This is a genomic window from uncultured Cyclobacterium sp. (genome assembly GCF_963977555.1).
In the GTDB taxonomy this organism is placed as follows: domain Bacteria; phylum Bacteroidota; class Bacteroidia; order Cytophagales; family Cyclobacteriaceae; genus Cyclobacterium.
Genome location: NZ_CAXBPD010000006.1, coordinates 1 through 26,445, shown reverse-complemented (window position 1 = coordinate 26,445; position 26,445 = coordinate 1). Strand labels below are relative to the sequence as shown.

Below are 26,445 nucleotides of genomic sequence, written 5' to 3'. Positions count from 1 at the left end.
ATATTTGTTTACGGAGCGAAGTTATTATGCTACGCCGCTAATTCTATAAAATTAAACCGGATGATTTTGCGTTTGAATACCCTGATTATTGTTGTGCTACTCGCCTTTTGTTTCTCTTGTGCTGAAAAAGAGCAGCAGCCATTTAGTTTTGTGCAGTTGTGTGACACCCAGTTGGGGATGGGAGGTTATGCGCATGACATAATGACATTCAAACAGGCTGTTGTACAAATTAATGAACTCAATCCTGACTTTGCCGTGATATGTGGTGATCTGGTTCACAATGCCAGTGACAGTTCTTATTCAGACTTTCTGGAAATTCTGGAAACACTAAATGTGCCCTGCCATTTGGCACCCGGAAATCATGATGTTGGAAACATACCAAATGATACAACTCTTAATTATTACAGAGAGACAATAGGGAAAGATTATTTTGATTTTCAAAACAAAGGATATTCGTTTATTGTGACCAATACCCAGTTATGGAAAGTTGATATTGGGAGTGAATCTGCTAAGCATGACAAATGGTTTGAAGAGACCCTTAAAAATCAGGAAGCTAAAAAACTTCCCATATTTGTAATTGGGCACTATCCTATATTCCTGGAAGATCCAGAGGAAGAAGAAAAATATTACAATATACCACCAATAAAACGCAAATGGATCTTGGATTTGTTTAAAAGTAACAATGTTTTGGCGTATTTGTCAGGACATACACATAAATTGTTGGTTAACAATTATGAAAACATTCAGTTTGTCAGTGGTGAAACTACCAGTAAGAATTTCGACGAGAGACCTTATGGTTTTAGACTTTGGGATGTTTCATCCGATACCATTCAGCATCAATTCATTTCTTTAGAGCTCTCAAAAGTGGAGAAAGAATAACGTTTAAGGATAGTAAAATTAAGAAATCAGATAGGAGGCCATAGAGTAGTGGGCATTAGCTCACTATTGGTTTTTAAGGATTTATCGGTCCATTATTTAATTAGCAAAGTCAGCATGAGCACCACCCAATACCAGCTTGTTTTTAAAATAGATATAAGTCATTCTTATTTTAATGGAGACAAAAAAGCTCCTTTTACCCTTATTCCCTCCCTATCTTCCAGACAATCCATGTCACGGTTAAATTTCTTAGTGAATAAAAGGGAGGGTGGCATGGATTTATTTGCAGCAAGCCCATCTCCACTGTCTGATTATTTAAAGGCTATAATTCTTGAAACTGGGATTGAGTACTTTGATTTTGATATAATTAGCGAAGATACCTATTTCACTTTCTATACTGACTTTCCTGTAGACAGATTAGGTTTTTTCCAATATTCAAGTGACGATGAATTGAACCAAACCGAAAATGAAATAACGCTTCTTCATCCTGTTTTTAAGGAGGGGCAAATTGATTCTGCTGTAGGGAGTTTACGTATCGGTTTAAATGCCTTAATACCAGCTTTAGAAGCTGGGGGAAATGTTCATTTTAACATCAACTTTAAAACCCAGTCAATCCAATACCAATATAATATTTTAAACAATAGTGGCCCCTTAACGGAGATGTCTATTGCTAGTGATTCAGGCATTCAATTTAGCGGGCCAACCAAAGTAGTTCTTCATAATGGTCAAAGTGCAATGCGATATGATAGTAAGGTATTGATTCCTTTAAGACAAAAACCTGAACATTCATTTGATTTGGTGCAAGACGGAAAAATTATTTTTAAGGGGCTTCCACATCCAGACCCTGCTGGACTTTATAAAAATGAAACCGACACAAGGCTATTGAGTGCTCCGATGTTCGTTTATTTATAATTGCTCCCATCTCGTGTGCAAAATTAAAGAAATCTAATCTGACCTATTGGCCTTTGATTTTTGGCATTACCTGTTTTTAGGTTAAAAAATCCCCCCTACTCAGAATAACACACGCTCAAATGACTTATAAAACTTCCTTTAGCCCTAATAAGTAAGCGGCTTCGGTTGAAATCCTTTCAAGCGTACCTTTCCTTATAAATTGGCGCTGATTGGTTTGCTGGACTTGATCTCTTTTACAGAAATAACTGTGGATTGCCCTTCTTGGTTGGGCGGTGTGGTTGGTCGTTCCTCCGTGCCAGGTGTGGGAATTGAATATGACAACAGACCCTGCTTCCGCCACTATTATTTTCTCATCGGGATGTGAATCCATAGGGTCATCCATGGCTTCAGCGGGCAATGCAGATTGTAAATGAGTACCTGGAACTACCCTGGTAGCACCATTTTCCTTAAAAAAGTCATCCAATAACCAGATCGAATTGCATACCATAAAATCCGTATTCTGAATGGATTCTGGCCAATCCACATGAAGTTTTTGCAAGCCTGCTCCCGGTAGTGCAGCTCGGTAATTAAGTGATGAAAGCTTGAATTGCTCTCCAAGTACCATACTGATCGCAGCCAATACTTTAGGGTGCGTATAGAAGATGTCAAATGCAGCTCCCTTGTTTACCAAGTCACCTATTCTGGTAGCTCCGGATTCCTTAGGGTGTCGAATACTTGGGGATTGCATCAGTTCTGCCCCTGCATTTTCGCCCTCCTCCTCAAGAATTTCATCCACCCGCTGTCTTATCTCTATTAGGCTATCATCGGAAAGTAACTTTCCCAGGTTGAGGTAGCCATTGATCCTTAATAATTGCTGCTCCTCTTTGGTCAATAAATCGGAGGAAACATCCATTCTTTGGAGAAACTCATTCATTTTGTTATGGGTTTATTGAATCAATAAATTGTAAACAAATCAGTTGTTATTCAAGTGCCGCTAACCGTTGCATTAGTGGGGGATGGGAATAATTGATAAATACGTAGAGTGGGTGAGGGTTGATGTCTGAGAGCGTTTTTACGGAAAGTGTTTTCAATGCCTTAGCAAGAGGAGGGCCACTGAATGTAGTTTTAGCAAATCCATCTGCTTCGAATTCATTCTTTCTGCTCAAATAATTCATACCCATACCTAAAATCATTGATATTGGGGTGAATAACATGGTGAACCCAATGATGTTGAGATGTACAGCCATTTGATTTCCTCCAAGTGCCAAACTCAAAGGTTCGCTGAAAATGAATAAGGAGAGAATATAAAGAATTAGCCCTGTTTGAAGAATTCCAGCTAACATTCCTGTTTTGATATGTCCTTTTTGATAATGGCCTATTTCGTGGGCCAATACCGCTACAAGTTCTTCTTGGGTATGTTGTTTGATCAAGGTGTCAAAAAGCACCACTTTCTTTCGTTTACCAAAGCCAGAAAAGAAGGCATTTGCTTTTGAGGAGCGTTTGCTACCGTCCATTACGAAAACATTTTTTAAAGAAAAATCGACTGAATTGGCATAAGAGGTAATCGCATCTTTTAATTCTCCATCTTCTAGTGGGGTTAGCTTATTAAACAATGGAAGAATCAATCCAGCATAGAATAAATTGGCTAATAGCATAAAAAGGGAAGCTACGATCCAGAAAACCCACCAGAAGTCATGACTTAACTCAAGAATAAGCCATAATAAAGTGGCAAGCAACGCACCTCCAATAATGATTGAAAGGAGATAACCCTTTACTTTGTCTAGAAGGAATGTTTTGAGGGTGCTGTTGTTGAATCCAAAGTCATTTTCAATTTTAAATGTTTGGTAATAATCAAAGGGTATAGAAAGGATGTCGGAGCCTATAAAGACAATTGAAAAATAAGCCAGTGTGAGTAACATTGGATTTTGGATAAAAGCTCGGAGCCATTCATCCAGCAATCCAAACAAGCCAAAGCCTATCAATAATAAGGTAAGCACAAAAGTAAAAGTGCCTGTTATCAAGCCAAATTGATACCCAGCGCGCTGATAAGCTTTGCTTTCTTTTAGTTTATCAACGTTTAAAAAAGCTTGAAGGGTAGTGGGAATGTTTCCTGTTTTCCTATTTACATTAAGGTAGTTAAGGGTTTTTTCAAAAATAAAATTGAAACTAACTACGAAAAGTAATAGGTACTTAATTGTCTCTTGATCCATGATACAAAATTATTAAAATTTAGGACATGGAAGAATTGTGTCCCTTTTTCTTGGAGCACCAGGATTTTTAGGTGGAAAGATGTAAGAAAGGCTGATTTCATGAGCACCACCCGATTGTATGCCTAGTTTAGAGACGGTGTAGTCAAAGCTGTACCCAATATTTAAACCAGAGGGTAAATTGAACCCTACCATTAAAACTACTGCATCTCTGTTGCTTTGCTTTTCAACTGGCTTGTATGGGAGTCCCCTATACCATACCCCTAATACTATTGGTTCTAAATAGAGGTAACCGCCCAAGTCAAGTTGCTCAAATGGCCCTTGCCTTTTATAATTAATAGTAGGAGTGAAGTAGCGTTCTTTATAAGTATGAGTAAAATCATTTCTAGGAGAGCCTCTTCCTAATGAAATCCTATAACCTGTATGTATAGAGTATTTGACGGGTAAGCGACTGATACCTTCATCCAAAAAACTTTGATTGGGGCGATTGATATGGTGGGTGGAAAGGCCGAACCAAAAATTATCTGTAAATACCAACCCACCAAAAGAAAGCGACAACATATTTACCGGATCTCCTAAGCCTGTAATGTCATTTCCTGGAAGGATTGGGCCAAAAGGATCGGATGGATTTATTTGATTGGCAAACACCAGGTTTTCATAAAAACCAATATCCCTACGCATATAGCTTGCCTGAAAACCAGGCTTGAAATACAAATTGTCTGCCAGTTTAAGTTCATAAGACAAGATTCCAGATACATGAGTGGATTGTAATCCCGATACTCCTTCTGTGTCATTCGTTACCAAAAAACCCACCCCCACATTGTATTCTTCTACATAGGTATCTGCATAGGCAGAAAAAGTAGAAAAATTTGCTTCCAATCCGGGCCATTGATTCCGATAATTAACGCCTACTCTTGTAGCGAGTTCGGCGCCAGCAAAAGCAGGATTTAGGTATAGTGGCGCTGCATAGTATTGGCTGTATTGTGGGTCTTGCCCAAATGCATTAATTCCTGTTGCCAGAAAGACCAAGGTCAAAAAAACTGTATTAATTTGTGCCTGAAACAAAGATTTATTCGTTTATTGAATACCAAACAGTTTATTAACGTATAGCAAATATAAACTGTATGCAAAGCTGCGCCTAATTTATGAAATCTAACTATTTTAAAAACATATTTGAAATTATTATTAAAGTAATATTTTTATTTTGGTGTTTAAGCATTCCTTTGACCAGTTACACTCAAGGGTTCAATAACAATGAATGGATTTTTGGATATTGCGAAGGGGGAGAGAATAATTATGTTTCATTTGGCAAAGATGGAAAGGCCAAAGTTGAAAGCCTATCTGGGAACATTACGCTAGGCAAAGCCAATACGGCCATGGCGATTGACCCCATTACTGGAGAAATATTGTTTTACACAGATGGAGCATTGGTTTACAACTACCTGAATGACGCCATGCAAGGAGTTGTAGGTGAGTTGGGCGGAGTAGAAACTGCCCGCCAGTCTGTGGCAATATCCGCATTAGACTATGACCTGGAGGAAGGTGGTTCAAGAGATTTTTACATCTTCTATACCGCTTCGGATGGTCAGCTTCAATACAGTTTAGTAGACATGAATGATCAGGGTGGAGCACCATCCGATCAGCCTCCAGCAGGTGCCGTCACACAAGGAGGGACAATTGGGAATGCACAAGGGGCAATTTTAGCGGTCAAATCAGGGAGCTCTCCTGACTATATTGTCAGCTATGACAATGGTAGCTTGACAGCCAAAAGACTGGAAGAGCAGGAGGGACTGTTTACAGATTCAGACATTTTATCATTGGCATTTGCACCTCAGACGATGCTATTTGATGAGGGGGCTGGGGTGCTGTACATCGTTTCCGAAAGTCCCGATGAGGATATTTTGGTTGTTCCCTTTGATGCAGATACGGGTTTGTTTGGAGAGCCTACAACTATTCCTGATACCGGCGGGACTGAATTAATAACGGGCTTGGCCGTTTCCCCAGAGGGAGATTTTCTTTATTATTCTCAGGGAGATGAATTGTATAGGGTTTTTATAAGTGAGGAAGAGATAGCTCCTGAAATTCCTGCTAGTCAAATCCCAAGTGCCACAGCTGTTAATCTGCCGCTTACTTCCGAAATTTATAAAGTATATGATGTTAAAGTAGGGCCGGATGACCAGCTTTACTATATCTATGAAGAAGTAGAAGGCGGCCCTCAGTTTGTTGGTAGGGTGACCATGCCAGATGAGTGGAGCATGGGAGGGCTGGCTATAGAAGAGCTACCATTTGACGGCAGTGATTTTTGTGGTACTGTTTTTCCTCAATTCTCTCCGAATATAGATTTAGGGCCTACTGTAGATTTTACCTGGGATCCTGAGATGCCGTGTATGAATACTTCTATTCAGTTGACCAGTGAAGTGACGCCACAAAATTACCGTCCCGTGAGTTTTGAATGGGAGATCTTGCCACCACTTGTCGATGAGGAAGGCGAAGAGATAGAAATGGACCTTTCAGTCGAACACCTACTTTTACCTAAAGAAGCTACTGCTGAAGAACAAGTAACAGTAAGTCTTACAGTTACTTATGCAAATGGTGAGACAGGAAATGTTACCAAAAGCATTTCCTTGACAGAAAATAATTTGACTGCTCAGTTCAGTCCCTCAGATACGACACTTTGTGAGCCTGCCTGTATCGATTTGATGCCTTTGTTGCAGGCCCAGAGTGAAGGTGAAGATGGAGGAGGTCAAGGAGGACAACAGGGTGGAGGAAATATCGGAGGTGGTACGGGAGGCCAAGGACAGGGAGAAACGAATTATGAATATTTTTGGTCCAATAAAAGAGATGAGGGTTGGCAAACAGAATCTCCTAACGAGGTTTGCGAGCCAGGATATTACTGGGTTTTGGTGAGGGAACAAGGATCTACCTGTTATGCTTATGCAGGAATAAGGATTAAGATTTGGGATATAGAAGACCAAAGCAATAATATCTGGTATTTTGGGGATGGAGCAGGATTGGATTTCAATAGAGATCCTGAGGACCCAGAGGCACCTACTCCACGACCAATTGAAACCGCTCATCCGCAAGATATTCCTGCAGGTGTGACTACCGTTTCAGACCAAACTGGTCAAGTTTTGTTTTATACAGACGGACAGACTGTTTGGGACCTTAATGGTGATGCCATGCAAAATGGCGAAGACATTGGGGGAGACAATCTTTCCAGTAGCAGTGTTATGGCCGTTCCCATAGCAACTGATGAAACCCTTTACTATTTATTTACCACCCAATTAGGAGCTGGAGGTCAGAATGAAGTAAGGTATTCTCTAGTTGATATTAAGGGAGATAACCCCGATGGGATAGGAAATGTAGTCACGAAGGACAATCTTCTGTTTAGTCCCAGTACCCAGCATTCTGCGGCTTTTAATTCTGGTGATACCATCTGGGTAGCTTTCCATGAAAAAGGGAACAATACTTACCGCTTATATCCTGTGAATGATAACGGTATAGGCCAGCCAGTTTTTAATTCTGTTGGTAGCAACTTTGATTTTGGTGATGGATCAGGCACCATGAAGTTTTCTTCCGATGGGGATAAGGTGGCCGTTACCTTTAAAGAAGGCGGATCCAATAAGCTGGAAATATTTGATTTCGATCAAGAAACTGGCGAAATGGAACCCTATGCCTTGCTTGATTTGGGCACTGAAGGTGACATTTATGGGCTGGAGTTTTCGGACGACTCCAATAGGGTGTTTGTTTCCTACACCAATGGAGGTCCGGGAATTGAAGAATATTTTATACAAGGTTTCGAGGAAACAGACGACAGTGATCCGGAAAACCCCGTAACCACTGTATGCCCGGAATGTTTTGAGGATGCTAAATTTCAAGCCCAAATAGAAAGCTGCATTTTATCAAGTAAAGCGGTGATTTCGGGTACTGAAAGTTTGCTCTTGGGCGCCTTACAGATTGGTCCGGATGGGCAAATCTACTCAGCAGTGGTAGGGTCGAACCAAATAGGTCAAGTTCAGGTTGGAGGAGATTGTAACCCCTCTACTTTTACCCAACAGGGGGTGGCCCCTATGCCAGGAACAACTAATTTAGGGTTGCCCTCATTTGTTCAAAATTCAGGAAGTTCCATTCCCGACCCAAGTCTCGATGGACCGGATAGACTTTGCCTGGGCAATGACATTGGCGCCAGAGGAGAGTTTGAAGGGGGGGGTGAACCAGATATTGACATTTATAATTGGACAATATTCGATTCGGAGGGTGAGGTCGTTGATGAGTTTTTGAATGGAGGGGAAGAATTGCAGGAGCTGGAATATTTCTTTCAGGAAGTAGGCATTTATACGGTACAGTTGCAGGTAGACAGGTGTGGGTCACCTTGGGAAGAAGTATTTAGGCATGAGGTGGAGGTTGTGCCCACGCCAGTAATCATGCTGCCAGACGAAATCTCTCTTTGTGGAGAGGATATAACTCTGGTAGCAGTAGATCCTGAGGACCCAAGACTTGGTGAATATTATTTCCGTTGGGTAAATGCGGCGGGAGTAGTGGTAGGGAATAGCAATGAATTGACGGTCACTGAAGAGAGTATTTATACAGTACTTGTAGGCTATATGGTTCCGGATGATTATGAGGAGGAGGATGAGGATTATGAATACCAGACCTGCCCGGTTAGTCAGTCGGTTTTTGTAGGCCCACCCTTTGATTTTACAATCGAACAATCAGCCGCAGCTGTCTGCTTTGGTGATTCTGTTAGTTTCTCCCCTGACACGCCTGTTTCAGGTACCTGGTCTATTCGAAATGACTCAGATGGAGGGTATACTTTATTAGGAGAAAGTCAAGCACTAGAATTGAATACGGGGGACCTTGATGGACCAGGAACCTATGAATTATTATTTCAAGCAGCTGACCCATTAAATAGTAATTGTTTGGTCGAAAGAATGGCAACATTGGAGGTAAATGGCTTGCCAGAATTTTCGGTGACGGATGTCATTCCCTCCCAAAGCTGTACCCTGTCTAATGGGAGTATAGTAGTGGAGGTTATTACCCAATTGGATAGATTGGTTTTGGAGGGGACAGATGAAGAGTTTGTTGATATTCAGGAAAACTCCCAGATCACCATTGATAACCTGGCCCCAGGGACCTATACATTTACTGGGTACATTGGATCTTGCGAGACGACTCTTTCTGCGGTTGTAGAAAATAGTACGCCTCCTGATGATGTTTCCTTTGCTGTTTCAACGCTTCCTGAATCCTGCAGTGATGCTGGATCGCAAGAGGGTGCCATCGTAATTGTTTTCGATGGAGATCCAGCCTCAGGGGAATATACCATAACCAATGTAGCTACAGGAGAAAAAGCAAACGCTACATTTAATGATAGGACCAGCATCAATATAGCACTACCTGAAGGTACCTATGTGGTTGAAGTCGCCAATGAATTGGGCTGTGCTGTTCCAGCGCCAGGCACTTATGAGATTCTTTCAGGAGACCAAGAGATCGTTTTAACCAGCCCAGGTTTTTGTGGAGGTGTAGTAACGACCGAAATTATAGCAGAAGCCGATTTATCATTGGTAGACCGAATCGAGTGGTACTATGTTGTAGGTGCTTCCAAAAACTTAATTGTTGGTGAAGAGATGGTTAATTTGACAATTAACAGTGCCGGAACCTATGAAATCCAATTGTTCAATGCCGTTGGTTGCCTTCTTGGAGCTGAGAAAATAACGATTAACCAAATAGACTCCCTTCCACCTGTATTGTCTCCAAATTATGACATTTGCTTGGCATCAAATGATTTGGTAACCCTTGAAGTAGGAGATTGGGACAGTTATGAATGGTCTTTAGGAGGTGTTTTGGTAAGTACTGATCCCACTTTTACCCCTGTAGATGAAGGAAACTATACCTTAATGGTGATCGACGTAGAAGGATGTGATTATACCCTTAATTTCACGGTTACGGAGGTATGCGAAGTAAATGTGATTTACCCGAACGCGATTAGACCTGGTGATCCAGACAGAGGATTCTTGGTTTACACTACAGGGGAAATTGATGCGCTTTCAGTTTTGATATACAATCGCTGGGGAGAATTGATTTATTTCTGTGAACAGGAAAATATTTCAGAGAACATTTCTGTATGTGGATGGGATGGCATGGTTAATGGAAGAAAAGTGCCTTCGGGAACATATCCCATCGTTGTGAAGTTTACCAATGAGGAACAAAATATAAACAAAATAAAAAGAGACGCCATTGTCGTCATAGAATAGTGTATGATAGTATTGATTTCCCCAGCGAAAACACTGGACTACAGCCCCACAAATTTAAGTACTGAAACGCAACCTGAATTTAAAAAGGAGATTGGTGAACTGGTAACAATAATGAAAAAGAAATCCAGCAAAGCAATTCAGGAATTAATGGGGGTAAGTGAAAACCTGGCTGAATTAAATGTTGAACGATACCAACAATATTCTGAGGTATTTAACAGGGAGAACTCCAAGCAGGCACTTTTGGCCTTTAAAGGGGATGTGTACACACATATTGATGTGAATGCCTTCTCTGCGAAAGATTTTTCTTTCGCCCAGGATCATTTGAGAATTTTATCTGGATTATATGGCCTTTTGCGTCCTATGGACATGATACAGCCTTACAGGCTTGAGATGGGAATAAAACTAAAAAATAAAAAAGCCAAAGATCTTTATGGCTTTTGGGGCTCAAAAATCACCAAGGCCATAAATGAATTGGCAGAAGGCCAACCCATAATCAATTTGGCCTCCAACGAATACTTTAAAGTTGTCAAAAAGAAAGATTTAAAAGCTCGACTTATAAGTCCAGTATTCAAGGAGTATAAAAATGGCACCTATAAAAATATTGGTATTTTCTCCAAACAAGCGAGGGGATTGATGACGGATTTCATTATTAAGAACAAAGTCGAAAATCCAGAAAACCTTAAAACCTTCAACGAAGGGAAGTACGAGTATTCGGAAAGTAAAAGTAGTACGGATGAATGGGTTTTCATCCGGTAAGGGAACAGTTGACGCTATACTTAATTGAAGCTTACAGCAAACTTATAAAGGAATCCAAATTTAATAGGATTAGATTCTGATCAATAGGGTGCAAAAAACATAAGAATGAATTTTAAAACATCCAATATTTTGCCTTATTTGGTGTTTTTTAAAATTTATCGAAATATTTAGGGGGTGTTTCCCTCTTTTTTTCAGATTTATTTGGTAAACTTGGTAAAATTAATTTTTGAAATATGATAAGCGTAGACTTGATTGCAGGGGCTCGCCCTAATTTTATGAAAATTTCTCCGATAATTGATGCGATCAAAGCAGCATCAGGAGAAGGAAAGGCAATAACTTTTAGACTGATACACACCGGTCAACATTACGACAAAAACATGTCTGGAAGCTTTTTTGAGCAGCTGGGTATTCCAGAGCCAGATGTCAACCTGGGAGCAGGTGGTGGTAGCCAGGCCGAACAAACGGCAGCTATTATGATAGGTTATGAAAAATTGCTAATGGAAGGCGACAAACCCGACATTTGTCTGGTTGTTGGCGATGTAACTTCCACTATGGCCTGTGCCATCACAGCGCAAAAACTACATGTAAAAGTAGCGCATGTGGAAGCTGGGATTAGGTCCGGAGACTGGTCCATGCCAGAAGAAATTAACCGAATGGTTACCGATAGCATTACCAATTACTTTTTCACTACCTCGGAGGTAGCCAATGAAAGCCTAAGAAAAGCAGGAGTTGGAAACGAAAGAATTTTCTATGTAGGCAACACCATGATCGATACTTTGGTGAAGCATCGACCAAGATTTCAGCAGCCAGAAGTTTGGAATGAAATCGGCTTGGAAAAAGGCAAGTATATCGTGATGACTTTACATAGACCTGCTAATGTGGATCAAGAGGAAAAGTTGAAAGAACTTATACAAGAAATCATAGACCATTCTGGTGGTCTTCCATTAGTATTCCCTGTTCATCCAAGGACAAAGAAGATGTTGCAAAACCTGGGTATTTCTCATGATAGATTGCACATGATCGACCCATTAGGATATCTTGAGTTCAACTACCTTGTAGAAAGCGCGAAAGCGGTTGTCACTGACTCGGGAGGGATCACTGAAGAAACTACTGTAATGGGAGTTCCTTGCATGACCTTAAGAGACAATACAGAGCGTCCAGAAACCATCACGGAGGGTACCAATGAATTGCTTGGAACAGATCCAAAAGCCATAAAGCCTGCCATGGAAAAATTATTTTCAGGCAATTGGAAGAAAGGGCAAATCCCACACTTATGGGATGGGAAAACGGCAAAAAGGATTGTTGAAATTCTTTTAGATAAGTTAGGTTAAGTCCTGCTCTAACTCAAAGTATATATTAATGCCCTTTCTGACAATAAAAGATGATTTCTTTTTCAGGAAGGGCATGTTTTTTTATCAGCTCTTTTGGAAGATTCTGAACAAAATTGTTTTCCAAAACCCTTAAACCTGATTGGCCAAGTCTTTTGGCATAATCTTTCCCATATTTCCTTACGTGGTCACTTTGTCCAAATACCTTTTCTCTTTCCTTAGGATCTGTAATAGAATTGTCTTCGATGGTACTTTCCAGTTCATACACGGGAGATTGTAGGATTCCCCAGCCATTGGGTTTTAACACCCTGTTGATTTCAGCACAGGCTTTCAAATCATCTGCCACGTGTTCGAGCACGTGGTTGCAAAATACAACGTCAAAGGAATTGTCAGGGAAGGGAATTTGGTGAATATCCATTTTTACATCTGCCAAAGGAGATTCAATGTCACCGGTGATGTATTCCAGGTTTTTTAATTTTTTGAAACGTCCTAAAAAGCACAATTCAGGTGCTACATGGAGGACTTTTTGTGGCGCTTCAAAGAAGTCCGTTTCTTTTTGTAAAAAAAGCCACATAAGGCGGTGTCTTTCTAAGCCCAGACAATTAGGACATAGCGCATTTTCTCGGGCAATTCTGCCATAAGGCAAAAATTTTCGAAAGCCCTTTAGGCATATGTTGCACCTTACGTTTGAACCCGTATAAAATATTGCGGCTACTTTTAAGAAAAAATGGCTAAAAAGTTGCAAGTATTTTCTAGGAATATGGCGGATTGTCCAACTAATCATTGATTTCATAGTGCAAATATATAAGGTACCATTGAAATGGCACTTTGTTTACGAAAAATCATTCAATCGAGATGTCGAAGGCTATAGTTTGAGTTTAATTGTCATGAAGACACTTTAGTTATTATTCTAATGGCTATATAAAATGCTATGTGGGGAAAACATAGGTTTCAAAATGATTAAATTTGAATGTAATTAAATAAAATGAAATGAAAAGGAATCTAATATACGTCGCCATTGGGAGCATATTGGTTATAGGAGGCTTGTATTTTTTCTTTGCATCAGGGAGCACTGGTGTGGAGAACAATATACTGGCAACTGTTGAGCAAGGAGAATTTCGTATAGAAATTACTACTTCTGGTGAATTAGAAGCCCTACGTTCCGTTCAGGTTTTTGGTCCCGCTGAGGCCCGAAGATTTCGAATTGGTAGCTTTACCATTGATAAAATGGTAGATGAAGGAACAGTGGTTCAAAAAGGTGATTTTATTTGCTCAATTGATAAAACGGAACTGTTTGGACGTCTTGAAGATAGGAAATTGGACTTAGAGCAGACCAGGGCGCAATATGAACAAATCCAATTGGACACTTCTTTAAACCTTCGTGTAGAAAGAGACAATATCCTCAATCAAAAATACATTGTTCAGGAGCAGGAGTTGATCTTGGAACAATCCCAATTTGAGCCACCAGCTATCATAAAACAGAATGAATACAATGTTGAGAAAGCAATAAGAGAGTTGGATCAGGCCCAGGAAAGGTATAGAATAAAAACCCTTCAGGAAAAAGCCAGAATGATGGAGATAGCTGCCAAACTAAGGGAGGATGAGTTGGAAGTAAGTCAAATGGTGGAGGTCTTGGATAAATTCGTTGTCACAGCTCCGCAGGATGGAATGGTTATCTATGTGGATTATAGGGGGTCAAAAGTAAAAGAAGGCTCTCAAATCAACTCATGGAACCCAGTAGTGGCCACTTTACCTGACCTAACTACCATGCAAAGCATTACCTATATAAATGAGGTGGACATTAGAAGGGTAAAGAGCAGTCAACAAGTAGAATTGGGTATGGATGCCTTTCCAGATAAAAAATATACAGGAGAGGTCAAGAAAGTGGCCAATGTAGGACAACAAAGACCTAATTCAGATGCAAAGGTATTTGAGGTGATTATTGAGGTCAATGAGAGTGATCCCTTATTGCGCCCTTCCATGACTTCAAGCAACACCATCATTGCGGATAAATTAGACGATGTTTTGTTTGTCCCTTTGGAGGCTGTAAATGTAGCCAATGACAGTATAAACTATGTTTACCTTAGAAATGGCACAAAACAGGAAGTTTTATTGGGAATGACTAATGCCAATGATGTAGTGATAGAAAAAGGCCTAACACAGGGTCAATATGTCTACTTGAATACACCTGATTGGGGAGAAAACATAGCCATCAATTTACTTGAGGAATTAAATGGCAAGAGAAACCTAGACCAAGCGAAAGAAGAGGAAGAGCCATTGGCTTCAGTGTCTAAATAATAGCAAAGTCACCTTGTTTATTGACAAAATGTAATTTAATCCCCTGACAAACCAATCCAAAATTTATGTTCAATGAAAGGCTATTAGCCAATTTCTACATCGCTTTCGAAGCCGTTTTGGCCAATAAGGTTCGCTCATTATTAACAGCATTAGGAATTATTTTTGGAGTAGCTGCGGTGATTGCCATGCTGGCCATTGGCACTGGTGCCCAGCAGGAAATCATGGAGCAAATCAAGCTTGTTGGCGTCAATAATATCGTGATAGAACCAATCGTCGAACAGATAGAGGAGCAGGTGGATGAAAATAGCGGAATGGAAAGAGAGAAAAGCAAATTTTCACCGGGGCTGAAACTCGAGGATGTTATGGCCATTCAAAATATCATTCCAGGGATCAACAGAATTAGTCCTGAAATCGTAATGGACACTTACATCGTAAAAAGTGGCATTCGAAGATCAGCAAAATTGGTGGGAGTAGATGTTGCTTATTTTGATGTACTTGATTTTCAACTGAGAGAAGGGCGGATGTTCAGTGAGAAAAACCTGATTGAAGGAAATCCGGTATGTATCATAGGCAGAAATGTGGCAGCGAGATTTTTCCCCAATGAAAACCCAATCGGTAAAAGGATTAAAAGTGGGAGCCAATGGCTTGAGGTCATAGGGATTCTTGAAGAAAGAATTGTTTCCGAATCAAGTATTTCCAAGTTGGGCATTAGAGATTTCAACATGGATGTATACATCCCTATTCAGACCATGTTGATACGCTATCGTAATAGAGACCTGGTTACAGAGTCAAGGTTGAATGATTCTGAATCGAACAGTTCCGGAAATTACCATCAGATTGATAAGCTGGTAATTCAGGTCTCAGAAAGTGAACTGCTCAATCCAACGGCTGAGGTTTTAGCCAAAATGCTTCAAAGAAGGCATTTTAATGTGGTTGACTTTGAAATCACTATCCCCGAACTTTTACTAAAGCAACAACAACGTACCCAAAATATCTTTAATATTGTCCTTGGGGCTATAGCAGGAATCTCACTATTAGTGGGGGGGATAGGGATTATGAACATCATGCTGGCCTCCGTGATGGAAAGAATAAAAGAAATTGGCCTAAGACTTTCGTTAGGGGCAAAAAAAGCCGATATTGTTAATCAGTTTTTATTTGAATCTATTATGATAAGTGTTAGTGGTGGCCTAATAGGCGTGATTCTGGGAATTATTTTGGCACATTTGGTGTCTACCTTTGCAGATTTCCCTACGGTCATCACCCTAAGTTCTATCGTTCTTTCTTTTGGCGTTGCCGCCACTGTAGGATTGGTTTTTGGGATCACTCCTGCAAAGCGTGCTGCTAGTCAAGACCCTATAACCTCTTTACGTTATGAATAAAAAATATTTAATTGTTACGGTCACCCTTCTTTTTCTAACCATTTTTTCTGTTCGTTCACAGCAAGTCGTCAGTTATACACTTCAAGACATTATTGAAAGAGCTAAGAACCAATCTCCTGCGGCATTAAATGCTGATACCAGGAGGGAAAATAGGTATTGGAACTATAAATTGTACCAGTCAGACTATAATCCTCAATTGAACCTGGAAGGCACACTACCAAGATACTCACAGGCCTTTAATAGTGTCGAACAACCAGATGGAACCATTGAATTTCGTGAGGTCCGACAAAATTACGCAGATCTTGAGTTGGGATTGAGACAAGTTATAGGTCCCACAGGCGGAACCTTATCGGTAAACAGTTCTTCCAGTAGGTTTGACAATTTCCTTGCTACTGGTAATGAAAACCAGACAAGGTGGAATGGAGTACCTATTAATGTCCGTTTGAATCAACCGATTTTTGCCTTTAATCGTTATAAATGGGATAGGAAAATAGAACCTAAACTCTACGAAGAAAGTAAAAGGGCCTATGTTGAAGAAATGGAACAAATTAGTGGGAGAGTTACCCAAATGTTTTTCAGTTTTTTGGTGGCTCAAGTAAACTTAGACATCGCAACAAAAAACCTTCAAAATTCTGAAGCAATATTAAAAATTGAACAAGGGAGGTACAATATAGGCACTACCTATGAAGATAAATTGCTTCAGGTGGAACTTCAGGTACTGGAAGCGAGGCAAGATCTAGCTAAGGCACGTTTAGATATGGAGTCCTCTTCGTTACAGCTAAAATCTTATATAGGCTTAAATGAAGCTACAGCACTTAACTTATTGTTACCTTCAGAGATTCCTGATTTTGAGGTGAGGGTAGAGGATGCCATAGAATATGCTTTCCAAAACCGATCAGATGCAATAAAATTCGATAGAGAAAGGCTACAAGCCCAAGCAGGGGTTGCTCAAGCCAGAGGGCAAAGGTTCCAAATGAATTTGAATGCGAGCTATGGTTACAATAAAGCGGACCTGATGTGGTCAGACATTTATTCAAATCCCAACACCCAAGCTTTGGTCAATTTGACTATAAATGTTCCAATACTTGATTGGGGAAGGAACAAAGCACGAATGAGTATGGCCAAGGCGGATCAAAAATTGACTGAATTCCAAATAGACCAGGAAATCATCACTTTCGAGCAGACAATTTTCACCAAAGTCAGGAACTTCATCATGCTTAAAGACCAATTGGAAATCAGCAAGACTTCTGATTTGGTAGCAGACAAGCGGTATGAGATTTCCTTCAGAAGATATCAAAGCGGTAATGTAACGATCACAGATCTTGGTATAGCCCAACAAGATAAAGATCAAAACAGAAGAAGTTATGTAGAGTCTTTAAGAGATTTCTGGACGGCGTATTATGAACTGAGAGAGCTTACTTTGTATGATTTTGAAGCCAAAGAATTGTTGTATACTCCTGACATAGGCTTTTCCGAAGATTGATATTTCCTTTGGCAGTCCCCTCCGGAGCTTCATAGAACATAACTAAGCCCAAGGTCTTTTCGAAAGCAATCGAACAGGTCTTGGGCTTAATTTATATATAGTGAAGGGGTTTATCTCGTGGAAAAAAAAGAAAATCCCAATAAGATTTAAATTTTTCTAGCCAGGGCTGTGAGTCAATGATAAAAATCATACTGACAAAATCTTGACTAAAGTTAAGTAAATAACCTCACTGTTTAATAATGTCGTTGAATCCGAGTTAAAGCTTTCATGATGGCTGGTATGTAACCAACGAAGAATTCGTTTTTGACATTCGACTCTGCCCATATAAATATGGGAGTGCCAACTATGCAGGCTAGCCTTTGCCTTAAAATGACTGCAATTTAATGAGGCCAGGGCTTGGTGATTCGTTCTTTAATATAGGCTTTGTAGGAATTTCCTAAGCAATAGACCCCAGCACCAAATAAGAGTGCGATGTGGAAAAGGCCATTGTTATAGACACCGATAATGGCGCCAAAGGCATCCATAAATGAATTCGTTTGGAGTATATGGTCCCTGACCCAACCAATAGAAAAAATCAAACGGATGAAAATAGACAATAAAGCCAAAGCCCCTGCTGCTATTCCCAATACAGGTTTTTTATAATGAATAATTAAACCAAAAGCGGCAAAAGTCTCAATGGCAGCAAGTAGAATCGACCAAAAGAGATTGTATTCCAGCGCTCCAATAAGCTTTAACTTCGTAAATCCCCCAAATAAAAGCAGACAGGCAAGGGATATTCTGATAATATGGCCTCCTATGGCCTCAGTTTTCAGGTACTTTAAGAATGTTTCCAAGTATTCAATATAAGAATTAAACCCAAATATGTCATAACGGATGCATTTTTAATTCTCTTATCAAATGAAGATGGCTTAATTTAGAGGAATAATAACCTGAGTTCGACCCATTCTCATAAAAAAATCGTCATTCCCAGAATTAACGTTTTAAAAACGCAGAATTCCAGATTACAGTATCCATTGCAGTACCCCTGATGGGGTGCAATCTTAGAAGCCCTGGGTAAGTTAACGCAAGAGGAGGTGCAACCCCGGGAGTAAATCAGTTGGGCTTTTAGCCCATTAGTCTACAGTATGCTCAATACGATTTTAAATCGAACTCAGGTTAATAGTTATAGCCTCTTAAATCAGGCCATCCAATCAATCATTTAACCTGGATCAAGACCAAACTTCCAGTCTCAACAGGTGGTGTTAGGGATATTAAATCTCCCCCTTCCAAATCACTGCTTGATCCCCAATTGGCATCTTCCAGGCTTATCCAGGACAATTGGTATTGGTCAGAATATTGCCTTAGGTCCAACTTAACCTCTCCACCTTCGGGGAAATAAATTAGGTACGTTTCTCCAACCTTTCCTGCCAAAAAAGCTTCGTCGGCTTCTCGATCCAACAAGTTTTCTATCATGGGTTTCAAATCCCACAATTTTATTTTTTCTTCAATTTCCCTTATTGTTTTAATGCTTTGGATCGACCAATTACTCAGGCCTAGTCCATGTGGGGGCCTATGAAACCTGCTGGCAGCAAAACCTCCAAGAATATTTCTAAAAAAGGTATTGACAGCATGTTTGGTCGTAATACCTCGGGCAAGCCAAGGGCCGTGTCCATCGCTTCCATAAATTTTCACTGAATTCACCGGTCGTACTTCGTCTTTGATATATTCAAAAACATATTGGGCATTCTTCCAGTTTTCTTCCCCAGTTTTGTGGCTGTTTTGAGAGATATCAATAAAATCATACCGCTCGGGATGATCTAAAGTTCTTTTATGTTCCGCTGAGGTAAGGTCCCAATGATCCCACATTTCAGTCATATAAATAGGCGTTTCACCAGATTTATCCCTTAAGAATGCCGCCCAGAAGGTTGCCCATTCTTCCATTCCACTTGTTTCATTGTCTAAGCAATAAAGTACGTTGTTGTAATTTAGAGAAATGGACAGCAACTTTTCCACAAATGCTTCCTGATAGGATAAAAGCAATTCATTATCCTGGAGAGTTGGTGGGGTAAAAAAGAACGGTTGTTTGTTTTGTCCTGGATGATCGGGGTAAAGGCTATCCAAATGGGCCTCTTTGTAAGTGTAATTTACATTGTTTTTGGGGTTGAAGGGATCTGTTTCCCATTGCTCTCTGGCATGGTCAAAACGGTCCCAAATTTCTATTTGGACGATTATATTTCTTTCCTGAGTTAATTTCAAAAGGTTTTCAAACTTTGACCAGTAGCTTGGATTCCATTGCTTAAGATCATATTTACCCTCCTCATTTTTATGAAAAGCTTTTAAGTCGGATTCGTCTCTATCACTCATGGTATTTCTGACATAGTTTCCTCCTATTTCGGACAAGCTATCCAAATGTGATGAAAGGTTTGGCGTTTGAAAGAGGTTATCATTGTCTGTCGCTCCCAATAGCAGAACAGGTTCTCCCTTGTATTCCCAATAGCTTGTATTTTCTGCCCAGGGCTGAATACCGGTTAGCTGAATTTGTTCTTCTTGCTGACTTTCATTCTGGCTGTTACAGCTTGCTAAAATGAGGAAAATGACAGGAAAGTTACACCATAAGAATAAGAGGCGACATTTCGCCCAGTTTTCTTTCCTAATAAATTGCTGGAATGAGGTTGAAGTAATATTGTTAACAGCAACGATATGGCCTCCTTTGTCTAGAATATTGTACCCTTTAAATGAGCTTTTCATATTGATTTAATCTGATTGTTATGTTTTATGCCAACCTTTGAACTGATTGATGTTTACAAATTAGGTGAAACCTTTAAGTAATCATAAGAAGTTTTAAAAAGATATTGGCCACTATAGTCCTAAAAATCAATGGTAAACCTATGCTAGTAATAGGTTAGAACTTAGAGTAATTACCCTAAAATAGACTATTTGAATGTTGTTTCGAGTAAATCAAGAAGAATGTACCGACCAATTGGGGTGAGATGGGTTAAACCTCTAAAACATCCCAACCATTAGACCAAAGCAGAAAGGTTGGGATGTCAATAGTTTTTAATCTTTGGGTATGTACCCAAGGAGCATTAAATCAATATTAAAATTCAGCATTTCCAGGTGTTCTTGGAAAAGGTATTACATCTCTAATATTACTCATGCCTGTAACAAACAGTACCAAGCGCTCGAAGCCTAAACCAAAACCTGCATGTGGGGTTGTGCCAAATTTACGTGTATCCAAATACCACCACATTTCTTCCTTGCTAATCTCCAGTTCGTCCATTCGTTGGCTAAGTTTTTCAAGATTCTCTTCACGTTGAGATCCGCCAACTATTTCACCAATTCCCGGAAAGAGTATGTCCATGGCTGCCACGGTTTTGCCATCTTCATTCTGTTTCATGTAAAAGGATTTGATCTCTTTCGGGTAATCTGTAATTATAACAGGTTTTTTGAAATGCTTTTCTACTAGAAATCTTTCATGTTCGGATTGCAAATCAGTGCCCCATTCCTCAATGAGGTAAGCGAATTTTTTCTTTTTATTCGGTTTAGAGGCCTTTAGTATTTCAAATGCTTCCGTGTAGGTGATTCGTACAAATTCGTTCTGAGTAACAAAAGAAAGTCTTTCCAATAACCCCATGTCGCTTCTTTGGTCCGCTTTTTTCACGCTGTCTTCTTCAGCAGCACGTTTGTCTAAAAACTCCAAATCTTCTTTACAGTGCTTTAATGCAAAACCAATGATGAATTGAAGGAAATCCTCAGCTAGGTTTTGGTTGTCTTCTGCGTCAAAAAAGGCCATTTCCGGCTCTACCATCCAAAATTCGGCAAGGTGTCGGGTCGTATTGGAGTTCTCGGCTCTGAAAGTAGGACCGAAGGTGTAAACTTCGGACAATGCCATTGCTGCAAGTTCACCTTCTAATTGTCCTGAAACGGTTAGGTTGGTAGCTCTTCCAAAGAAATCTTCCTGGAAATCAATTCCACCGGCTTCATTTTTTGGTGGATTATTAAGGTCGAGCGTGGTTACTTGGAAGGTTTCGCCTGCTCCTTCCGCATCCGAGGCAGTGACGATGGGAGAATGAATATAGACAAAACCCTTTTTATGAAAATATTGATGAATTGCAAAAGATAACTGGTGGCGGACACGAAAGATTGCCCCAAAGGTATTGGTCCTCATCCTTAGGTGAGCATTTTCACGCAAGAATTCCAAGGAGTGCTTTTTAGGCTGGATTGGAAATTTATCTGGATCAGCTTCTCCTAATACAACAATAGCTGTTGCTTGAATTTCAGTAGACTGTCCTGCACCTTGAGAAGCAACAATGGTTCCTGTAATTTTAAGACAGGCCCCTGTGTTGGCTTTGCGAAGCACATCATCAGGGATTAACTCAGGATCGGCCACACACTGATAATTTTGGATACAAGACCCATCATTAATGGCAATGAAAGTCACGTGCTTATTGCTCCTTTTGGTTCTTACCCAACCCATTACGGTTGCATTTTCTTCTGGAGTAGGGTTCTCCAGTAAATGTTTTATTTTAATTCTCTTGTTAAATGACATGACGATTCCTTGTTATAAAATAAAAAACCCAAAAGGGTGCACATTTAAATTGAGTACAAAAAAACGATATAATACGCTTTTTATCAAAATTTTGATCTTATTTCCTAAATTTGAAATTCCAATCGAGGTTTTTAAGACATTAGATGGAAATAACTCAACCCAATAATAGGTTTTAATATATGCAGAAACTGAATTTAAACCAGATATTATCTCAGAAATTATCCCCTCAACAGATTCAATTCATCAAATTGCTGCAGGTTCCTACTGCAGAACTTGATTCGAGAATTGAGGAGGAGCTGGAGATTAACCCTGCCTTGGAGGAGGGGAAAGATGGGGACGCTGAAAACCAACAGGATGAGTTTCCCGACAATACTGATGTGGCTGACTCAAAAGATGACAAGGATGTCAACATAGATGATTATCTTAATGAAGAGTACGGTGGATATAAAATGCAAGGGGATGGGAATTATTCTTCGGATGAAGAAGAAAGAGATATGCCGATTGGTAGCCATAGCTCCCTTCATGAGCAGTTGCTTTCCCAATTGAATTTCTTAAAATTAAATGATGTACAACGTTTAATTGGTACACAGTTAATAGGAAGCATTGAGAATGATGGTTATATTAGGAGAGACCTTGAAGCCATTATCAATGATTTGGCATTTAGCCAAAATGTAGAGACGGACCTGGATGAGGTGGAGGAGATTCTTTTTAAGATTCAAACCTTCGACCCTCCAGGTATTGCCGCTAGGAATTTACAAGAATGCCTGGTTATTCAGTTGGAGCGTAGAAATGCCACTGAAGAGCCATTGGTACGTAGAGCGATTTTTATTGTTCAGGAGTGTTTTGAGGAATTTACCAAAAAGCATTACGATAAAATTTTAAAGAAAGCAGGGATTGAAGAAGAAGAGCTTAAGGAGGTCATCCATTTGATCACAAGGTTGAACCCAAAGCCAGGAGGGATATCTGATAGTTTGTCTCGAAACCATTACGTGATTCCAGATTTTATTCTTAATAACGCAAATGGCAAATTTGAGATCGTCTTAAATTCCAAAAATGCACCTGAATTAAAAGTGAGCAGGTCTTATTCCGACATGTTTAATGCCTATGACAAAAGCGATAAAAAAGACAAAAAACTCAAGGAGACTGTTTCTTTTGTAAAGCAAAAATTAGATTCAGCCAAATGGTTTATAGATGCGATCAAGCAGCGGCAGCAAACTTTAATGCGCACCATGCAATGTATTCTGGACTATCAGCATGATTTCTTTCTCGACGGAGATGAGACTAAGTTGCGCCCCATGATATTAAAGGACATTGCTGAAAGAATAGACATGGACATTTCGACTGTTTCTAGGGTGGCCAACAGCAAAGCCATACAAACAGAATTTGGCGTTTTTCCTTTAAAATATTTCTTCTCGGAAGGGATTGCTACAGATGGTGGGGAAGATGTGAGTAACCGCGAAGTGAAAAGTGTTCTTAATAAGTTGGTTGAAGAGGAAGACAAGAAAAAACCACTGTCCGATGATAAATTAGTGAAATTATTAAACCAGAAGGGATATAATATCGCTCGAAGAACAGTAGCTAAATACAGGGAACAGTTACAGATTCCAGTGGCAAGGTTAAGAAAAGAGTTATAGTGTATAGAAAATTAGCATTAGTTTTATCGGTAATTTTTCAACCCTTGGTGATTCCTACCTTCATGGTGGTCACCTTGTTTTATATTGTTCCAGAAGCTACGATTGTTCCTAAAGCTGCCAAATGGGCTGTTTTGTTGTTGATTAGTTTTACGACGCTGCTTGTGCCCTTATTGGGGCTGATGGGGTTGCGGTTTTCAGCAGTCATCAATAGCCTACAGTTACCGGATAGAAAAGAACGAATTTATCCCTTTGCACTAGTATCTGTCTTTTATATGATGACGGTTGCTTTCTTTTACTGGAAGCTCAATATTGATCAATTACTGATTGTTACTCTATTCTTGATAACAGTATCCTTGATATTGATGACCTTGGTAACGCTATTTTGGAAAATTAGTGCGCATCAGACAGCCATGGGAGGCTGGGTAGCAATCGTTTTAGTATTGTCAATAAAGTTTACCTCGGGCCCTCTATTCTATTATTTTATATTGGTCATATTGCTAAGCGGATTGATAGGTACCGCAAGGTTGTACCTTAATGCTCACCGGCCATCGGAGGTTTATGCAGGTTTTTTGTTGGGTTTTGGTATATGCTATCCAGTCTTTTATCATTTTGTAATTAATTGACATAAAAAAAAGGAGCGGATATTCTAATCCGCTCCTTTTATAAAATCCAGTTGCTTTCTCAACTAAAACAATGCCACTGAAAGGCCAAAGTTGAACTGTGTGGATTCTGTACCGTAAGGTCCTTTGTTCCCTTCAAATACACCATTAAGGCCATAATAACCCCAAATATTAAACCCAGGGAATCCCAAGCGGGTATATACACCGTACCGAATTGGATTCAATCCATAATTCTGGGTGTTTTTGATTTTTTGTTCCAAGCCATCTCCATTGGTATAAGCTATTTTGGAATGAGCATTGTATAACAAGCCGATTTTTCCACCAACTGCTACACGTATACCACTATTATAGTCGTCATGATTGACATGGTACCTAAATTCAAGTGGTATATCAAAATAGTTTAATGCCATAGTATTGGTAGAAATGCTAGTAGCATCTTGTCCATATACATCTGTAATGGGAACAAGCATACTAGAATTGACGGCTTTATCAGGGTCAGAAGTAAGGGTCATTTCATCTTTGAAAGCGAGCTTTTCAAGGCCAAGACCGATACCTGGATTGAACGTGAAGCCAGTTTTTTCACCAATATTAATTTGCGTTTGGTAATAAACATTGAATACACGTGATGCGATAAAACGCGTATCTAAATCATCAGGCCTGTTATTTAACATATTGAATCCGAAATCCAGAAACAAGTCCCCTGTGATATTTGGTCTTCCACCTATTATAGATGTACGTTCCTTTTCTTGGGCCTGTAGCTGAAAAGTGATCAATAAAATAAAGGATATTATAGAAAGTCTTTTCATGAAAACAGATATTTTTAACTTATCGAACGGCTAAATTAGGAAATTATGATTGATTTGATGGCGTGTTGATCTTAATTATTCTTAAAATATAATTATTAAGTAAGAACAAACATTTTATTTTTCCATCAATTCATCCTTTGTAATATTGAGGATATTCTTTACCTTTGCATTCCGTTAAAGAGAAATGGCTTCGTAGCTCAACTGAATAGAGTACTTGATTACGGCTCAAGAGGTTCCAGGTTTGAATCCTGGCGAGGTCACTAAAAGCTGTCATACTAGCGGTAAAGCCATGTAGTTTTTCAAAACTGCATGGCTTTTTTTTTAAGGAGTTTTTTTAATTCTAGGAATAAGGTATTTGCAAGCAAATGTCTTTGTCTTGTTTTTTTACCTAAAGAAGAGAGATGCTAAAATATAATATGGGCGTTTGGTCAGCTATAACCCAATGAAGCCAAAAAGCTAAGAGAACTGGAGGGTATTTATGTCTCTTTGCAGGCCCTGCTTTAATCTACCGTTTTGTGCTGTAGAATTAAAAGGTTAATCTTAAGCAATGGAAGTGTTGGTCAAGTTGTGTAATAGCACCAAGACAGCTTCTTTTCTGAGGGGGCGTAGTTTATAAATTAAAACCCGCTTCAGTAATTATAGTGTCGCTTTTTTTGTTTATTATGAGAGTTCAATTTTTGGTATTGAAATACGTAGGTTATAGGTAATGAATTATTAAATATCGAAACCATGAATTTCGCAATTAAACTAAGCGCCTTACGCTTTGTTAGTACTATCGTCATTTTCTTTCAAGAGGTAAGGATTTCAAAGCGATTAGCACATTTCAATTTAGACGCAAAGGATTTAGCTATTGATGGCTACGATCCTGTCGCCTACTTTACAAACGGAGTAGCGGTAGAAGTGGATAAAAAGTACAGTCTAAGCGCTATTATTGCGTATGGTATAGCTGCCGGTTGACTGTTAAATATTACTTCCTATTTATAATGTAGGAGAAGTATAAGGAATACCTCATTAAAGGTAGGTAGATGATAAGGCTTCAAATGTATTTTACGAACAAAAGGTTAAACCAAGTTTGGAGCTGGAGGATTTGTGTCCCAGCAGCCGGAAGTTGTGAAATAGGGGATAGCCCAAGAAGGAGTATAGGTAATTTTACCTTTTACTAAAGGTAGTAAAACCTGGAAGGGAGATTCTTCCTTATTATAGTATAAGGTAGGGTTATTGATTTGGGTACTGATAGCGTTAATTTTTAAGGTTGAAAAGAAGTTTTATCTGTAAAGGTTTGTGAATGAATAGGGTTATAAGTTTTTTAAAAAATAAGCTATGGAAAGCATGGATAAAGTAAAAAAAATATTGCACCTTTGTCATCCCAAAAGCGGGTAACGAGAACA

19 protein-coding genes and 1 tRNA gene are annotated in these 26,445 nt (G+C 39.5%); 12 read left to right on the top strand and 8 right to left on the bottom strand.

Annotated elements, in window-relative coordinates; genetic code table 11:
• The first annotated feature begins 66 nt into the window (after positions 1–66).
• Together AAC073_RS08730 and AAC073_RS08725 are read left to right on the top strand one after the other, a co-directional pair.
• Positions 67–879, top strand: a complete 813-nt coding sequence (locus AAC073_RS08730) for a metallophosphoesterase (RefSeq protein ID WP_339923472.1) — start codon at positions 67–69, stop codon at positions 877–879.
• Positions 880–993: 114 nt separating this feature from the next.
• Complete coding sequence (locus tag AAC073_RS08725; RefSeq protein ID WP_339923471.1) at positions 994–1,788, top strand: hypothetical protein; 795 nt, start codon at positions 994–996, stop codon at positions 1,786–1,788.
• A 124-nt stretch (positions 1,789–1,912) separates the two neighbouring features.
• On the opposite strand, the gene AAC073_RS08720 is transcribed toward AAC073_RS08725, so the two are convergent.
• The 3 genes from AAC073_RS08720 to AAC073_RS08710 are packed head-to-tail and all read right to left on the bottom strand — an operon-like array spanning position 1,913 to position 5,039.
• Positions 1,913–2,701, bottom strand: a complete 789-nt coding sequence (locus AAC073_RS08720; RefSeq protein ID WP_339923470.1) for a phytanoyl-CoA dioxygenase family protein — start codon at positions 2,699–2,701, stop codon at positions 1,913–1,915.
• Positions 2,702–2,747: 46 nt separating this feature from the next.
• Positions 2,748–3,977 carry a M48 family metallopeptidase gene (locus tag AAC073_RS08715; protein ID WP_339923469.1) on the bottom strand — a complete coding sequence of 410 codons (1,230 nt, stop codon included), beginning with the start codon at positions 3,975–3,977 and terminating at the stop codon, positions 2,748–2,750.
• A gap of 12 nt (positions 3,978–3,989) precedes the next feature.
• The gene (locus AAC073_RS08710; protein ID WP_339923468.1) at positions 3,990–5,039 is read right to left on the bottom strand and encodes a type IX secretion system membrane protein PorP/SprF; all 1,050 of its coding nucleotides are present in this window, start codon (positions 5,037–5,039) and stop codon (positions 3,990–3,992) included.
• Positions 5,040–5,119: 80 nt separating this feature from the next.
• On the opposite strand from AAC073_RS08710, the gene AAC073_RS08705 reads away from it, so the two are divergent.
• The 3 genes from AAC073_RS08705 (at position 5,120) to wecB (ending at position 12,312) form a co-directional block, all read left to right on the top strand.
• Positions 5,120–10,225, top strand: a complete 5,106-nt coding sequence (locus AAC073_RS08705; RefSeq protein WP_339923467.1) for a gliding motility-associated C-terminal domain-containing protein — start codon at positions 5,120–5,122, stop codon at positions 10,223–10,225.
• Positions 10,226–10,228: 3 nt separating this feature from the next.
• Entirely contained in the window at positions 10,229–10,981 is a 753-nt protein-coding gene (gene yaaA / locus AAC073_RS08700; protein WP_339923466.1) for a peroxide stress protein YaaA, read from the top strand.
• A 233-nt stretch (positions 10,982–11,214) separates the two neighbouring features.
• A complete protein-coding gene (gene wecB / locus AAC073_RS08695) occupies positions 11,215–12,312 on the top strand; it encodes a UDP-N-acetylglucosamine 2-epimerase (non-hydrolyzing) (RefSeq protein ID WP_339923465.1) in 1,098 nt (365 codons plus the stop codon).
• A gap of 25 nt (positions 12,313–12,337) precedes the next feature.
• On the opposite strand, the gene AAC073_RS08690 is transcribed toward wecB, so the two are convergent.
• Positions 12,338–13,102 carry a class I SAM-dependent methyltransferase gene (locus tag AAC073_RS08690; protein WP_339923464.1) on the bottom strand — a complete coding sequence of 255 codons (765 nt, stop codon included), beginning with the start codon at positions 13,100–13,102 and terminating at the stop codon, positions 12,338–12,340.
• Positions 13,103–13,299: 197 nt separating this feature from the next.
• On the opposite strand from AAC073_RS08690, the gene AAC073_RS08685 reads away from it, so the two are divergent.
• The 3 genes from AAC073_RS08685 (at position 13,300) to AAC073_RS08675 (ending at position 17,469) form a co-directional block, all read left to right on the top strand.
• A complete protein-coding gene (locus AAC073_RS08685) occupies positions 13,300–14,607 on the top strand; it encodes an efflux RND transporter periplasmic adaptor subunit (protein WP_339923463.1) in 1,308 nt (435 codons plus the stop codon).
• Positions 14,608–14,672: 65 nt separating this feature from the next.
• On the top strand, positions 14,673–15,986 hold the full coding sequence (locus AAC073_RS08680) for an ABC transporter permease (RefSeq protein WP_339923462.1): 1,314 nt from the start codon (positions 14,673–14,675) through the stop codon (positions 15,984–15,986).
• Positions 15,979–17,469, top strand: coding sequence for a TolC family protein (locus AAC073_RS08675; protein ID WP_339923461.1), 1,491 nt, complete (start codon positions 15,979–15,981; stop codon positions 17,467–17,469). The genes AAC073_RS08680 and AAC073_RS08675 overlap by 8 nt, the downstream gene beginning before the upstream one ends.
• Before the next feature lie 380 nt (positions 17,470–17,849).
• Here the strand turns inward: AAC073_RS08675 and AAC073_RS08670 are convergent, their stop codons facing one another.
• From AAC073_RS08670 to asnS, 3 genes are all read right to left on the bottom strand, one after another.
• Positions 17,850–18,302 carry a hypothetical protein gene (locus tag AAC073_RS08670; protein ID WP_339923460.1) on the bottom strand — a complete coding sequence of 151 codons (453 nt, stop codon included), beginning with the start codon at positions 18,300–18,302 and terminating at the stop codon, positions 17,850–17,852.
• Between the two features lie 361 nt (positions 18,303–18,663).
• Entirely contained in the window at positions 18,664–20,196 is a 1,533-nt protein-coding gene (locus tag AAC073_RS08665) for a hypothetical protein (protein ID WP_339923459.1), read from the bottom strand.
• Positions 20,197–20,545: 349 nt separating this feature from the next.
• Entirely contained in the window at positions 20,546–21,997 is a 1,452-nt protein-coding gene (gene asnS / locus AAC073_RS08660; protein WP_339923458.1) for an asparagine--tRNA ligase, read from the bottom strand.
• Between the two features lie 179 nt (positions 21,998–22,176).
• Between asnS and rpoN the strand changes: the two genes are divergently transcribed.
• Both rpoN and AAC073_RS08650 read left to right on the top strand, forming a co-directional pair.
• Complete coding sequence (rpoN, locus tag AAC073_RS08655) at positions 22,177–23,631, top strand: RNA polymerase factor sigma-54 (RefSeq protein WP_339923457.1); 1,455 nt, start codon at positions 22,177–22,179, stop codon at positions 23,629–23,631.
• Positions 23,631–24,254, top strand: coding sequence for a PA-phosphatase (locus AAC073_RS08650; protein WP_339923456.1), 624 nt, complete (start codon positions 23,631–23,633; stop codon positions 24,252–24,254). The genes rpoN and AAC073_RS08650 overlap by 1 nt, the downstream gene beginning before the upstream one ends.
• 62 nt (positions 24,255–24,316) lie before the next feature.
• Here the strand turns inward: AAC073_RS08650 and AAC073_RS08645 are convergent, their stop codons facing one another.
• Positions 24,317–25,057 carry a porin family protein gene (locus AAC073_RS08645; RefSeq protein ID WP_339923455.1) on the bottom strand — a complete coding sequence of 247 codons (741 nt, stop codon included), beginning with the start codon at positions 25,055–25,057 and terminating at the stop codon, positions 24,317–24,319.
• Positions 25,058–25,243: 186 nt separating this feature from the next.
• Between AAC073_RS08645 and AAC073_RS08640 the strand changes: the two genes are divergently transcribed.
• Both AAC073_RS08640 and AAC073_RS08635 read left to right on the top strand, forming a co-directional pair.
• Positions 25,244–25,317, top strand: a tRNA-Arg gene (locus tag AAC073_RS08640).
• A gap of 469 nt (positions 25,318–25,786) precedes the next feature.
• Positions 25,787–26,014 carry a hypothetical protein gene (locus AAC073_RS08635; protein WP_339923454.1) on the top strand — a complete coding sequence of 76 codons (228 nt, stop codon included), beginning with the start codon at positions 25,787–25,789 and terminating at the stop codon, positions 26,012–26,014.
• Positions 26,015–26,445 lie beyond the last annotated feature (431 nt).